The sequence below is a fragment of the Chryseobacterium aquifrigidense genome (assembly GCF_006716485.1).
In the GTDB taxonomy this organism is placed as follows: domain Bacteria; phylum Bacteroidota; class Bacteroidia; order Flavobacteriales; family Weeksellaceae; genus Chryseobacterium; species Chryseobacterium vietnamense.
Window position 1 is genome coordinate 682,721 of the sequence record NZ_VFPD01000002.1, and the last position, 13,929, is coordinate 696,649.

Consider the following 13,929-nt stretch of genomic DNA (forward strand, 5'->3'; position numbering starts at 1 on the left):
TTTTAAATTAAAGAAATGTCACAAAGAATCAGAATAAAACTAAAATCTTACGATTATAACTTGGTAGACAAGTCTGCTGAGAAAATCGTAAAAACGGTAAAGGCTACTGGTGCTGTTGTAAACGGTCCAATTCCATTGCCAACGAATAAGAGAATCTTCACAGTGTTGAGATCTCCGCACGTAAACAAGAAAGCAAGAGAGCAATTCCAACTTTCAGCTCACAAGAGACTAATGGATATCTACTCTTCTTCTTCTAAGACTGTTGATGCTCTAATGAAATTAGAACTTCCTTCAGGTGTAGACGTTGAAATTAAAGTGTGATAAATGCATACTTTGCAATGATTATACAAACCGTTCCTTTTTAAGGGACGGTTTTTTTATAACTATGGTTTTTAAAATTAAATCAATAGAAAAAGCCGGTTTGTACTCTATCAAATCGGCTTTTTTTTGTATTGTACTTTCTGTAATGATAAAAAGTCTTCATGGGTTTTGTCTTAATAATACACATGATCCATTCGGGGATCTTAAAGAGTCTGTGGACTAGGTTAATAATCTGATATTAGCAGCGCTTTTCGTGGTGACATATGTCACATCTGTTTATTTATTTAGAATTAATAAAAATAATAATTTTGCCAAAAATTATCAGATGAATAAAGTAGTATCCTTTTCTCTGCTTGTATTGGGTGGGGTTATGGCCAATGCGCAGAATGTGAATGATTCAGTTAAACACAAAAAAATTGAAGAAGTAGAACTATTTGGTGAGAAAAAGAAACAGCCGCAAGGCCTGGACGCAATCACCAGATTGCCATTGAAGACCAGAGATCAGATTCAGAGTATTTCTGTAATTTCCCATAAAGCTATTGAAGAATTAGGAGCACTAACGGTTACCGATGTTGCCAAAAACGTTCCGGGGGTAACCTTATTTTCAAGCTATGGAGGAGGAAACGAAAGTATGTCCATCAGAGGATATCGTGGAGTTCCGGTACTGAAAAACGGAGTTCAGCTGGATTCAGACTTCCGTACTGCAGGGATGATTACGGATATGCAGGGAGTAGAAAGTATTCAGGTGATCAAAGGATCTGCAGCTATCGGCCAGGGGATCGGAAATGGTTTAGGATCTGCAGGAGGAGTAATTAATGTGGTAACAAAAAGACCTCAGTTTATTGATCAGACTAACGTTGGATTCCGTTACGGAAGCTGGGACTTTTACAGACCTACAGTAGATTTCCAGAGAGTCCTGGATTCTCAGGGAAAAGTAGCCGTGAGATTCAACGGAGCATACCAAAATAATAATTCATTCAGAAGCCATGTACAGGGCGAAAGAATTTATGTGAATCCATCTGTTGCTTTCCGACCGGATGATAAAACAATAATCAATGTGGAAATGGATTATCTTCATGATAAAAGAACACCGGACAGAGGGACAATCAATGTTGCTCCCGGAACTGTTGAAGCATTGTATCACATGCCGAAAGGAAAGTTTTTAGGATATACATCTGATTATTCAAAGACAGAGACATTCAACTTTGCGACTACCATCGTACGTAACCTTACAGACAAATTAAAAGTGAGAGCTGCTTTCGTTAATTCCGTAAGCAATACAGATTCTGAAGCTTCATCAGTATCATTACCGGCTGGTGAAACCAACTATAATATCAGACAGCGTACCATTGGAAAATCACAGGGAGAAGATATCAACAAAGTATTACAGCTGGACTTCATCGGAGAGCAAATAAAGACAGGATTTATCAATCATACTTTCCAGGTGGGTTTTGACTGGAGAGAAACAGAAACTTCATCCACAACTTACGGAGCTTATAAAAATTCAATTGCACCTGAAAATTTAATTACAGCGCGTGATACAAAAATTGATAATATAACTTATGCAGCCAATCCGCTTGATATTTTTGACGTAGTGAACGGAAGTATTCCCAATCAACTTCCGGTAAATGTCATCTATAAAAACCTGGGAAGATCAAATGCTGTGTTGACACCAAGTATCGGAGCAATGGCTCAGGATGTAATGTCTATCGGGAAATATGTAAAAGCTCATTTGGGACTTCGTTACAGCAGACTGAACGGATCCACCAATGAATCTGTAGATACATGGAATCCTAATTTCGGATTGATTGTTTCTCCACTTCCCAATGTTAATGTATTTGGATCATATACTACAACAACCTCTTTAAGATCTTCCAACAACTTTCTTTTAGACGGTGGAAGAGTAGGCCCGTCGATGACCAAACAATGGGAAGGAGGAATTAAATCAGACTGGTTCAATGAGCGTTTAAGATTTAATGTTACAGTATTTGATATTAAAACAGATCACCTGTCTTTCACTATTCTGGATGAGAACTATAATCCCGTTGTCATCAATAAACAAACGATGTACGGCCTTGCAGGAAATCTTAGAAGAAAAGGTGTGGAAGTAGAATTGATCGGAAGAATTCTTCCCAACCTTCAGGTGATGTCAGGATGGGCTTATCTTGACGCCCAATACCAGGACAGTCCTGCTTATATGAACGGATCCGCACCAATGAATGCTCCTAAACATACTGCAAACGGATGGCTGAATTATAAATTCAATACAGGTACTTTATCAGGACTTGATGTAGGGGCAGGAATTTATTACGTAGGAAAAAGACCGGTTGACGAATGGACCCAGAAAACATTTACAGCGGGACACCTGAACAGTGTGAAGCCCGGAGACAAACCTTTCGATATGCCGGAATATACTACAGTAGATGCCCAGGCAGGGTATACCCTGAAAAATGGAATGGGAATAAGAGTATTCTTTAATAATATTTTTGATAGTGTAGGTTACAGTTCCTATTTCAGAGGAGGATATATTGATCAGATCCAGCCAAGAAACTTTGCTGTACAGGTAAACTATAAATTCTAACATAAAAAAATATGAAAATTACCAGAACAGTATTCTTATTATTAATGGCTATAGTCGGCTTAACCTCATGTTCCGAGGAACATTTGTCTGAAGAAGAACTGAAAACAGCAAGGGAAAATATTGAAAAACATTATAAAAATCCTACAAGTATGTATTCCTGGGGTAACATTTCACCCTGGAAGGAACATTGGAATAATACATCTTATCCAAAAGTTTTTTCACCTCCTCAAATCGGAAAAAGTATCATAGGAGAAGAAAAGCAAAACCTGGAATACCGCTTCTCAGGAAAAGACAGATAACATAGTAACAATCATTCATATCAATTTTAATTAGAAAACATTAAGACAGAACTTCTGTTTTAATGTTTTTTTTTTTTTTGCCAGTGGCATTCCTGATTGCTGTTAATTTTATACATTTAATCAATCATATAAAATGACGGTCATGGGAAAAAAGAACCATAGCTTTTTTGAAAAATTTTCAAACTGGGCTGTAAAATTTACAGGAAGTCCCTATGCTTTTATGGGAGCTTTTATTATTGTAGTAATATGGGCGGTAACCGGACCTTTTTTTAATTATTCTGAAACCTGGCAACTGGTGATCAATACCGGAACTACAATCATTACTTTTCTGATGGTATTCCTGATTCAGAAAGCCCAGAACAAAGACTCCAAAGCTATACAGATTAAACTGAATGAGCTTATTGCAGCTCACGAAAAAGCAAGCAATCGTATTGTGGATATTGAAGATCTTACGGAAGAGGAACTTGACCAGCTTCATGTTTATTATGAAAAACTGGGCCATCTCGCCAAAAAGGATGCAGATATTCATACTTCCCATTCTATTGATGCTGCAGAAAGAAACCATGATTATAAATTTGAATTCTTTAAAAGAAAACATGAAGAATGGATGCAGAAAAAAGAACAAAAAAAGGATTGATTAATAATTTTTCATAATATTTTAAATATTATGTTTTTTTTTATAATAGACGATGGAAGTTTTAGGTATTTTGGGTGGTTTTTTGATTTTTAATCTTGTTTTTAGTATTTTTTTTGATAAATATCTACATTTATTGAAAAAAATATGAAAATAAAATTATTTTGCTTGCCGGTATTTCTATTATCAATATCAGCAAATGCCCAGTGGAGCAGAGGGATGCCCCAACAGAAAATTATAAAAAAGAGTGATCATTCTGTTTATTACCGACTTGATATTGATCAGATAAGAACACAGCTGCTAAGAGCTCCTAAAATGGGTGAAGGCTCTCCCATTAACATCAATATACCTACTCTCGACGGAAAAATTGAGAAATTCACAGTCAGCAGTTTTCCGGTAATGGATGAAACTCTGGCTAATAAGTACCAGCTGGGTTCCTATGTTGGGATCGGAGTGGATGATCCAACCAAATATATCAGGTTCAGTATTGCTCCTAATGATTTTCAGTCTATGATCATAGGTGCCGACGGTCAATATGAATTTATAGAACCGGCAACATCTGATAAGTCCTATTATTCCGTACATGGAAAAACTAATAAAAACGGACAAGCATTTACATGTTCTACAAAGGAAGATAAAGAATCTGTTGCTAATCTTCAAAAAATGAAAAACGCAGGTATTGCAGCAAAATCTGGTAATAAAACTTTTCATAACTTAAAGTTAGCTATGTCAGTGACAGGTGAATACACTTCCTATTTTGGAGGTGTTTCTGGTGCGCTTACTCAGATTAATGCCACTTTATCAAGGGTAAATGGGGTATTTGAAAAGGAATTTAATGTTCATGTCAGTGCAATCAATGCTCCAGGCCTGATCTTTACCAATCCTGCTAATGATCCCTACAGTACATCTGACTATAAATGTAAGTGGAATTATGAGCTGATGAATGCATTGCATGGAGGAGCTTACGGTGTTACAGATACCGATTTTGATATAGGACACTTGTTCGGAGCTTCAGGTGGCGGTGGAAATGCAGGCTGTATCGGTTGTATTGGAAGTAATGATACATCTACAAGTATTGATTCTTCTTGTAATAACTTGCCAACTCCGGATAACTACAAAGGAAGCGGTTATACTTCTCCTGCAGATGGTATACCACAGGGAGATAACTTCGACATAGATTATGTAGCTCATGAAATGGGACATCAATTGGGAGATAATCATACCTATAGTTTTAATGAAGGAACAGGCGTTTGTGTGGAGCCAGGATCGGGATCTACCATTATGGGCTATGCCGGAATTACAGGCACTAATACAGATGTTCAGCAACATTCTGATGCCTATTTCCATAGTGTAAGCATTGACCAGGTGCAGACTAATCTTGACGCAGTAACTGTTGACGTGGAAACACCTATCACCAATAATCCACCGGTTGTAACCGCAATGAATACTATTTATACTATTCCGAAATCTACAGCATTTGTACTGACAGCATCAGCAACAGATCCGGACGGAGATGCTCTGACCTACTGCTGGGAACAGGTGAATTCAAGTAATTTGACCAATGGAGTAACCAAAATGAATATCGGAAATACAAGTTCAGGAGCAAGCTTCAGATCCTGGATACCTACCGCAAGTCCTACCAGATATTTCCCTAAGCTGGAAACCGTATTGGGAGGAGCTGTAAAAAATACAGCTGATTTTGAAGCAGCAAGTACAGTAGCTAGAACTACAAACTTCCGTGTGACGGTAAGAGATAACAAACCAGGAGGACAGGCCCAGACTGCATATGCTACCCAGACTGTGGTGGTGGGATCTGCGGCCGCATTCACTGTCAATACAACATCATTAACACCTAATGCCAATTCTGCAATAGCATGGACCGTTTCCGGAACAACAGCTTCTCCATATAATGTAACTAATGTAAAAATTGATTATACAGAAGATGCCGGGGCCACGTGGAACGATCTGGCTGCATCAGTTCCAAATAACGGATCGGCTAATGTTTTCATCCCCGCTTCTTTAGCAGGAAAAACAATTCACCTGAGAGTTTCTGCCATTGGAAACGTTTTCTATGCTGTGAAGAAGGCTGTTGTATCAAGTTTGCTGGCAGTTTCTGAAGCTGGAAATGCGAAATCTGTTAAGATTTATCCAAACCCTGCAGAAGATGTCCTGAATGTAATGAATGTTTCTTCCAATGCATCTTATGAAATTTTCAATGCTCCGGGACAGATCATTGCAAAAGGAACAATAGGAGAAGGTAAGATTAATGTAAGAACTCTTGTGAAAGGAATCTACTTTATTACCATTACCAATAAAGAAGAAAAGAGTACCACAAAGTTTGTAAAAAAATAATCCGGTTAACAATCAAAAAAAAACCTCTGAGTCATCAGAGGTTTTTTTTATGGTTTGTATTATCTCATGAAATAATTGAAGTAACTACAGCTTCCCATCAGGTTTTTCGTTGTTTCAGTATCGGAATACTGAGCTTTCAACTGAGCAAAATAGGTTCTGTACTTCTGGTTTTTAATATTATCCATTTCCTTTTGGCGGGCATCTTCTTTTTCAGACCACTTCGGATCAGAATAATCAAAATCTTTAGGCGCTTTGGCTTCGTACTGGTAATATTTACCCTGTTCAGCACTTGCCATCTGGAATAGGATTCTTGCTTTTTCTTCTTTATTATTGGAAATCTTAAGTGCCTTTTGATAATAATTGATGGACAGGTCAAAATTATCAGGTTCAATATAAGATGTATCAAGGAAGTTTTTATAATAATATTTGTAAGGATTCTTTCTGTCTGTATTCCAGAAATCATATTTACCTCCGTTGCTGTTGTCGATATCCATAACAAATAATTCGCGGTAATATCCTAAAATGGAAGTATTGTACAATAAATTTCCGATAAGCTGATTGGCTTTTGCTGCTTTTTCACCCGTACCGTTTCCGATCTTTTTCAGCTGAATCAAAGCATCTGCCAGCTCAAGTTTATCCATGCTTGTTTTAATGAAAGGGAAATCAGCATAGTTTTCGGCTTTCATACTTTCGGTATCAGGACTTCCAAAACTTTCCCATACGTTATGCCCGAATACAAGATTTGAAATATTTTTAAAACCGTTGTATTCTGCAGGAGCATATTGTTTTGGAGTGATGGTTTGGCCACTTTTTTCTGTCCATTCATAATTTTGTCTTGGAATACCTGCAAAGCTTTTTGCCTTTTCATAATAAGATTTTGCCTTTTCAAAATCGGCAAGTCTCATCGCTCTGTCTCCATAAATGGTATTGAAGAAAGCATCAATATTACCTACACTATCCATATTTTTGGCGATGATCTGCTGCTCAAACTGGGTTTTATTTGACTTTCTGTAAAACTCTTCCACGCTTTTTACCAGACTTGAGTTCGGGTTATATTGGAGATCAGAAAGTTTATTGTTCATCAGGAATGATTTTCCGTCCTCACCCTGAAGGAAGTAACGGTTTGCAATAACATCTTTAAGGAAATCTGCAGTAGAAGGTACTTCACCATAATAATCGAAATTATCAGTAGCAGCTGTATCTTTTTCTACTTTTTTCTCTACGAAGTATTCTGCATAGTCTTTCATCAGATGATCTTCATACTCTGCATCAATTTTCGGCTGGGAAACAATATCATTCAGAACCTTCATTCTTTTGATCTCTTCAAGATATTCCGGATTGGTGGTTTTGATGTCATTCAGAATTTCAGAGCTTTGTTTATAGTCTTTCTTTAAAAACTTAAGATAGGCATCTGCAATCTGCCAGTACTCATCTTTAGACTTTTCTTTTGTTTTATCTGTGAATTTTTCCAGGTCATTAAGGAAATCCTGTGTCTTCTCATCGTAATAATACCCTGTTCTGTTGTAGAATGGAATTCTGTCCGGATTGCTGAACAGCTCATCATCACTTTGGTCAGCTTTAGCACTATCACCTGTTTTATCAGATTTGGAACCTCCGAAGAGATTTTTAAAGAACCTTACAATTTTCTGCCAGAAAGAAAGCTTTTCTTCTTTCACTTCAGTTTTGGTCTGATTTGCAGATGTATCTTTTGATGTGTTATCCGATGAATTTTCTTTCGTAGTTGCTTTTTGAGCGTCTGAAGTATAGTAATAAGTAGGCAGGTAGCTTCTTTCAAGTTCATTGATACTTCTGGCAGCCATTACCTTCAGAATTTCAGAATCAGGATCAATTTCATACATCTTTTCCATCATCGGAATAGGATTGTTGAAGTCCTCATATCCTAAAAGGAAATAAGCCATATTCTTTTCATCATTGGTGTTGGCTCTTTTCAGAATATTGCTGAAAGAAGCGGTGTCCGAAAGCTTCATCGAAACAAATGCAGATTCCTTGCGGTCTTTGCTGTTCATGAATACCTGAAAGAAGTTCCAGTTGGCATCACTGTTCATTTCCAGTCCTCTCTGTGCTCCTGCCAGCTGATCCAGAGACATAAAGTAGACCGTACCTTTCAATTTGATGGGCGCTACATATGTTTTGAAAGCCTGTACCGCAGAATCGTAATTTCTTGTATAATGATTCAGACGTACCAGCTGATATCCGTAACGCTGTTTGATTTCAGGATTTCTCGCCGCATTGTACAGAGAGGTTAAAGCAGCGATCGTTTTATTGTAATCAAGAGCTGTAGCATTTTTTCTGCTGGCATCCCTGTCGTAATAGAATGAGTTTTCACTTTCTATATAATTGATGCTCATAAAAGGCTCGAGATATTTGGCTTCAATCAAATAATCAATGCCTTCTTTATATTTCTGGTAAAAGCCTGTGCCCAGTTTTTGTAAAAGAGGGTTGGAAGGGTTTCCGTTCTTTAAAGCATTCAGATCGTTCATGCTTACCTTATACACCAGATTCTGGGTTTCGGCATAACTGAGTTGATTGTTAAAGAACTTTTTCCATGTTTCCACATTGTCATCAGGAATCAGTGCTGAGTTATATCCTCCATAAAATCTGCTGGAGTAATTATGCAGAAAAGGAAGGTAAGCCTTATCCTTGATGATGGTTTGCGTAAAAAGGTTGAAGTAATCATAATCAGGATCTGACCACGCGCAGGCATCAGATTGCGTATAGAAAAGTGATACAACCGCAAGTGAAAGAATGTACTTTTTCATAGGGTGTGCAGTGTTTTTTTAGTTTTAATAGTGTGTGATATAGTGTTCTGGCAGGTATGTCTGTCTCAGGAGATTAAAATTTCCTGTCTGACACAAATTTACTATCTAATTGATAATAAATGATATTAAAATACGGGATTTTTTTCTGTAAAAACCCGATAACATCATTAAGTTGTTCTTCGGATATTTCCTCTGTCTTTATTTTGAACCCTTTATTCAAATAACTTCCGAAGTAGAAACCGTCTTTCATTACTTCAATCTCCTGATCAGATATTTTTCTAAAATCAGGGTTTTCGAGATCTCTTTTGGATAATGCATTAATCAGTTTATGTTTACCCAAATGATTGGTAACGATTCCCCAGGAATAAATCGGAAGGGCAACTTCAATATTTTTGATAGGATAGTCTTCTATTTTCGAAAGGTAGCTTTTCAGAATATTCACATCCAGAATAGAATTTTTATCAGAATTTTCAAGAGGTGACGAAGTAGAGTAGCACATGAGATATACTTTTCCAACAGGAGGAATTCCGGTCTGTTTTTTATCTTTCACCTGATGAAGACGGAGAGTACAGGTGATGTCTTTTCCGGAAATTCTTTTGAGTTCTTTCAGAAATTTAAAATAATCATTTCGTGTTCCGGCGGTCCAGTCACAGTCGATCTGAATTTCATTACTGGTTTTCAGGTGATATTCTTTTGCTTTCTTTTGAGTTAAAAGATGAATGCTTTCAGCCAGAAATTTAATCTCATCAGCAGAAATACCTAACAATGTCTGGTTGGTGATGAAAACAGTAGGAACAATCTGTTTGTCTGTCTGAAAACTCTGGTCTTTGGTAATCACGGCTACCGGCTGAAATTTTCCGTTTACTTTATCCACATCAAAGAATCTGGTGTATAAATTGGGGCCTGTTGCTTTATCCAGTGCTTTCTTTTCTTCAGGGTCCAGCTTCAGTTTGGTTTTCCAGTAATAGAAAGTATAAGGATGGTTCTCTTTCCCGTTGCATGATAGAATAAGAAAAAGCAGAAATAGAAATAAAATTTTTAAATGTTTCATTGGTGTAAATCACCCTTCAAAATTAATGATATTTTGGCAGAATATAAACCGTAAAATCCCGGTGATTGAAGAATAAAAGCCGATGATGAAGGTGAGTTCTTACAAATGTATAAAGTTTTTGCTGACGAGAAATTACATTAATAACTGTTTTGTAATCATAGGGTGGTTTTCCACAACAAGAAAACCACCCCAAATGGAGTGGCTTTCTCTATATATCATTTTACTACTTGAAAAATTCGCTTTCGCACGTACAGGTTTCTTTGCTGATGCTTTCACTTGATGAGCAACAGCCATCAAGATTCTTAACGTTTCCTTTTTCATCAGTAAGGTAGATTTTATCTTTATCAAACTTCACGAAAAATGTTTCCTCATATTTTTTAAAAACCACTTTCATTACCTTATTCGGAGCATATTTTCCTGCATTGATCTCTTCTGTGGTTTCTTCTCCGCTCGCCTGATTCACCTGAACATATCCAAAATGTACATCCCCATTATTTTTTACATCCAGATAATAATGTGGACTCCCAGTGCCGCTATATCCTTTCAGAATGTCAAAAGCTCTGTATCCGATAAAAGGAACCTCTGTCTGCTGTGCCCATGTAAGAATGCTGATACACAGAATCATTACACTGAAAAATTTTTTCATAGATATTTTTTTCAAATGTAAAAATTTTTAAGCAAAAACATTCACCGTAAAAACACGGTTGTTTACAATTATAAGATGCTTGGTATAAGAAATCCCTTTCACTGAAATGAGGTGTGGATTTTGTTTGGATGGTGGCTTTATAACAATAAAACCACTCCTAAAAGAAGTGGCTTTTTATGACTGAGTTAAAATCAGATTAAAAAACGGTTGCTGCAAGCTGAATTCTTGCGAACTTATTGGAAGGATTCCACATGGCCATCATGGATACAGGAAGGCTGTAATGATCGGTAATCTTAACTACTTTTCCGGCTTTGAGACCTACATTTACGATGTCAAAGCTGTTTTTGCCATTGCCATATAAAAAGGTTTTATCATTAAGAGCAAATCCGGCTCCTACAAATGCATCCAGATTTACCTTCTGTCCTTTAATAACAGGATAACTTGCCTGTACATAAGTAGAATATCTGTTCTTTTTGTAGCTTCCATCAGCCTCCAGGATGACTTCTCCTGCATTGGCTCCTCCATACAGCATGATATCAGCCTCGATATTGATCGGGAATGACGGCCCGAAGGTATAGTTGGTTCTTAAATCAATAATATGGGCCGTTCTTCTCTGTGAATAGCTGAAGATGTCATCTGCAGCTACTGCGGTATTGATGTTCCGGGAGTTGTAAAGATCCCATAATCCAATATAAAAACGACCGTCAGAATATTGAATATAATAATTGATCTCTTTGTAATGAGTGTTGTCTTTATCATCCGCTAATGCTGATGCTCCCCAGATTCCAACTTTCCATTTCTTTTCCGCATCCAGGGCATAAGAAAGATTTCCCATTACGACAGGTTTATCAGTAATAATAAGCCCTCTCCATAAGTGATTGTTCTGAATGTTGGCAGTAAAATCAAGTCTTCCTTCTTTAGATTCCTTGGTTTCACCACTCTCCTGTGAAAATAGCCTTCCTGTGCCTAAAGCAAGAACGAAGATTCCCTTTAAGATTTTTCTCATCATTGGTCTTATTTTAAAAATCCATATAATACTGCTGCGATAATAGCTCCAGTAACCGGACCTACTACAGGAATCCACGCATAACTCCAGTCACTGCTTCCTTTTACAGGTAAAATAGCATGCATAATTCTTGGGGCAAGATCTCTTGCCGGATTAATAGCATACCCTGTAGTTCCTCCCAGAGACAAACCGATGGCCCAAACTACAAACGTAACGGGAATGGCTCCGATAGAACCTAATCCTACTTTAGCTGTTGGGTCTGCCTGTAAAGAAATACTGGGATCTGCAAAATAAAAGACACAGAATACCAGAACAAATGTTCCGATAATTTCGCTGATAAGGTTAGACGATGTTTTTCTGATAGCGGGAGTGGTACTGAAACAAGCCAGTTTTGCTCCTTCATCCTCCGTAATGGCAAAGTGATCTTTATGAAACAGCCATACCAGAAAAGCACCCAGCATTCCGCCGATCATCTGAGCCGCAATATAAGAAGGTACCAGGTCCCAGGAGAATTTTCCTGCGGCGGCCAGTCCAATGGTTACAGCCGGATTCAGATGGGCCCCACTTATTGGCCCTGCAACGGTTACTCCCACAAATACGGCGAGCGCCCATGCGGTAGTAATAACAATCCATCCGGAATTATTTCCTTTCGTATCTTTTAAGACAACATTGGCTACAACACCGTTGCCTAACAATATAAGAAGCATCGTTCCGATAACTTCTGCAATAAATGGGGTCATATAAGTTTTTTTAATGAGTGAGTTAATCTTCTATCCAGCTCTGAGCACTTTTTACAGCTTTTTTCCAGAAGTGGGTCATTGTATCCACTTTTTCTCTGTCCAGTTGAGGGTGGAAATCTTTGTCTACAATCCATTGTTCCTGGATTTCGTCTATATTTTTCCAGTATCCTACTGCAAGTCCTGCAAGGTAGGCTGCACCAAGAGCTGTAGTTTCCAGTGTTTTGGGTCTTGTAATTTTAAATCCGAATAGGTCAGACTGTATTTGCATCAGAAGATCGCTGGCAGAGGCGCCGCCGTCTACTCTTAATTCAAGACTGGCTGTTCCGGAATCGGCTTCCATAGCTTTTACGATATCATACACCTGAAATGCAATTCCTTCCAGTGTGGCTCTTGCAATATGTGCATCAGTGGTACCTCGGGTAATTCCTACAATTGTTCCACGGGCATACTGATCCCAGTAAGGAGCGCCAAGACCAGTCAGTGCAGGTACAAAATAAACTCCACCATTATCTGGTACAGAAGCAGCCAGTTTGTTTACTTCCTCAGAAGAACGGATAAGCTTAAGACCGTCTCTTAGCCATTGAATAGCTGCACCTCCTACAAATACACTGCCTTCCAGTGCGTAATTTACTTCTCCATTGATCTTCCACGCTACCGTAGTGAGAAGATTGTTTTTAGAAGAAACGGCTTCCGTTCCCGTATTCATTAATAAGAAACATCCTGTTCCGTAAGTATTTTTTACCATTCCCGGAGTGGTGCACATCTGTCCGAATAAGGCAGCCTGCTGGTCACCCGCAATACCTGCAATTGGAATTTTGGTAGAGAATAGAGTAGTCGCTGTTTCTCCGTATATTTCACTGCTTTGCTTTACTTCAGGAAGAATAGCTTTAGGAATATTGAATAATTCTAATAAATCATCATCCCATTCTAAAGTATGGATATTCAGAAGCATTGTTCTGCTGGCGTTGGAAACGTCGGTGATAAACATTTTTCCACGGGTCAGTTTCCACACAAGCCAGGTATCAACAGTTCCGAAACACAATTTTCCTTCCTCAGCCTTTTGTCTTGCTCCCTCTACATTATCAAGAATCCATTTTAATTTGGTTGCTGAAAAATAAGCGTCCAGAACCAATCCTGTTTTTTCTTTGATCGTTTCAGCATGTCCCTGTTCCTTCAGTTCGTCGCAGTATTTTGAAGTTCTTCGGTCCTGCCATACAATTGCATTGTAGATGGGTTCACCGGTTTCCTTATCCCAGACGATTGTCGTTTCACGCTGGTTGGTAATTCCGATAGCGGCAACTTCCAGTCCGGAAATTCCAGCTTTTGCAATAACTTCAGCTGCTACGGAAATCTGTGAAGACCAGATTTCGTTTGGATCGTGTTCTACCCAACCCGGAGTAGGAAATATTTGTCTGAAATCTTTTTGAGATACATATTCTATTTCTCCACTGTGATTGAAGAGAATCGCTCTGGAGGAAGTTGTTCCCTGGTCTAGAGCGAGAATTAGTTTTTCATTCAT

General features: G+C 38.1%; 11 protein-coding genes. 5 read left to right on the forward strand and 6 right to left on the reverse strand.

Annotated elements, in window-relative coordinates; translation table 11 throughout:
- The first annotated feature begins 15 nt into the window (after positions 1-15).
- The 5 genes from rpsJ to FB551_RS18135 all read left to right on the forward strand — a co-directional run bounded on the left by rpsJ (position 16) and on the right by FB551_RS18135 (position 6,187).
- Positions 16-321 carry a 30S ribosomal protein S10 gene (rpsJ, locus tag FB551_RS18115; RefSeq protein ID WP_002661363.1) on the forward strand — a complete coding sequence of 102 codons (306 nt, stop codon included), beginning with the start codon at positions 16-18 and terminating at the stop codon, positions 319-321.
- A gap of 325 nt (positions 322-646) precedes the next feature.
- A complete protein-coding gene (locus tag FB551_RS18120; protein ID WP_142018479.1) occupies positions 647-2,902 on the forward strand; it encodes a TonB-dependent siderophore receptor in 2,256 nt (751 codons plus the stop codon).
- 11 nt (positions 2,903-2,913) lie between these two features.
- The gene (locus FB551_RS18125; protein ID WP_142018480.1) at positions 2,914-3,201 is read left to right on the forward strand and encodes a hypothetical protein; all 288 of its coding nucleotides are present in this window, start codon (positions 2,914-2,916) and stop codon (positions 3,199-3,201) included.
- Between the two features lie 133 nt (positions 3,202-3,334).
- Complete coding sequence (locus FB551_RS18130) at positions 3,335-3,838, forward strand: low affinity iron permease family protein (protein ID WP_374709952.1); 504 nt, start codon at positions 3,335-3,337, stop codon at positions 3,836-3,838.
- 144 nt (positions 3,839-3,982) lie between these two features.
- Entirely contained in the window at positions 3,983-6,187 is a 2,205-nt protein-coding gene (locus tag FB551_RS18135; protein WP_142018481.1) for a zinc-dependent metalloprotease, read from the forward strand.
- 59 nt (positions 6,188-6,246) lie between these two features.
- On the opposite strand, the gene FB551_RS18140 is transcribed toward FB551_RS18135, so the two are convergent.
- From FB551_RS18140 to glpK, 6 genes are all read right to left on the reverse strand, one after another.
- Entirely contained in the window at positions 6,247-8,967 is a 2,721-nt protein-coding gene (locus FB551_RS18140; RefSeq protein WP_142018482.1) for a hypothetical protein, read from the reverse strand.
- A 73-nt stretch (positions 8,968-9,040) separates the two neighbouring features.
- Positions 9,041-10,018 (reverse strand): hypothetical protein, encoded by a 978-nt coding sequence (locus FB551_RS18145; RefSeq protein ID WP_142018483.1) that lies wholly within the window; start codon positions 10,016-10,018, stop codon positions 9,041-9,043.
- 223 nt (positions 10,019-10,241) lie between these two features.
- A complete protein-coding gene (locus FB551_RS18150; RefSeq protein ID WP_142018484.1) occupies positions 10,242-10,664 on the reverse strand; it encodes a hypothetical protein in 423 nt (140 codons plus the stop codon).
- Positions 10,665-10,860: 196 nt separating this feature from the next.
- On the reverse strand, positions 10,861-11,673 hold the full coding sequence (locus FB551_RS18155; RefSeq protein WP_052186803.1) for a hypothetical protein: 813 nt from the start codon (positions 11,671-11,673) through the stop codon (positions 10,861-10,863).
- Positions 11,674-11,678: 5 nt separating this feature from the next.
- On the reverse strand, positions 11,679-12,410 hold the full coding sequence (locus FB551_RS18160; RefSeq protein WP_047427585.1) for an MIP/aquaporin family protein: 732 nt from the start codon (positions 12,408-12,410) through the stop codon (positions 11,679-11,681).
- Positions 12,411-12,432: 22 nt separating this feature from the next.
- The gene (glpK, locus tag FB551_RS18165) at positions 12,433-13,929 is read right to left on the reverse strand and encodes a glycerol kinase GlpK (RefSeq protein WP_142018485.1); all 1,497 of its coding nucleotides are present in this window, start codon (positions 13,927-13,929) and stop codon (positions 12,433-12,435) included.

What these genes read in the sequence shown, in the direction of transcription:
- rpsJ (WP_002661363.1), top strand. Translation starts at nt 16, where the DNA reads ATGTCACAAAGAATCAGAATAAAACTAAAATCTTACGATTATAACTTG.
- FB551_RS18120 (WP_142018479.1), top strand. Translation starts at nt 647, where the DNA reads ATGAATAAAGTAGTATCCTTTTCTCTGCTTGTATTGGGTGGGGTTATG.
- FB551_RS18125 (WP_142018480.1), top strand. Translation starts at nt 2,914, where the DNA reads ATGAAAATTACCAGAACAGTATTCTTATTATTAATGGCTATAGTCGGC.
- FB551_RS18130 (WP_374709952.1), top strand. Translation starts at nt 3,335, where the DNA reads ATGACGGTCATGGGAAAAAAGAACCATAGCTTTTTTGAAAAATTTTCA.
- FB551_RS18135 (WP_142018481.1), top strand. Translation starts at nt 3,983, where the DNA reads ATGAAAATAAAATTATTTTGCTTGCCGGTATTTCTATTATCAATATCA.
- FB551_RS18140 (WP_142018482.1), bottom strand. Translation starts at nt 8,967, where the DNA reads ATGAAAAAGTACATTCTTTCACTTGCGGTTGTATCACTTTTCTATACG.
- FB551_RS18145 (WP_142018483.1), bottom strand. Translation starts at nt 10,018, where the DNA reads ATGAAACATTTAAAAATTTTATTTCTATTTCTGCTTTTTCTTATTCTA.
- FB551_RS18150 (WP_142018484.1), bottom strand. Translation starts at nt 10,664, where the DNA reads ATGAAAAAATTTTTCAGTGTAATGATTCTGTGTATCAGCATTCTTACA.
- FB551_RS18155 (WP_052186803.1), bottom strand. Translation starts at nt 11,673, where the DNA reads ATGATGAGAAAAATCTTAAAGGGAATCTTCGTTCTTGCTTTAGGCACA.
- FB551_RS18160 (WP_047427585.1), bottom strand. Translation starts at nt 12,410, where the DNA reads ATGACCCCATTTATTGCAGAAGTTATCGGAACGATGCTTCTTATATTG.
- glpK (WP_142018485.1), bottom strand. Translation starts at nt 13,929, where the DNA reads ATGAATGAAAAACTAATTCTCGCTCTAGACCAGGGAACAACTTCCTCC.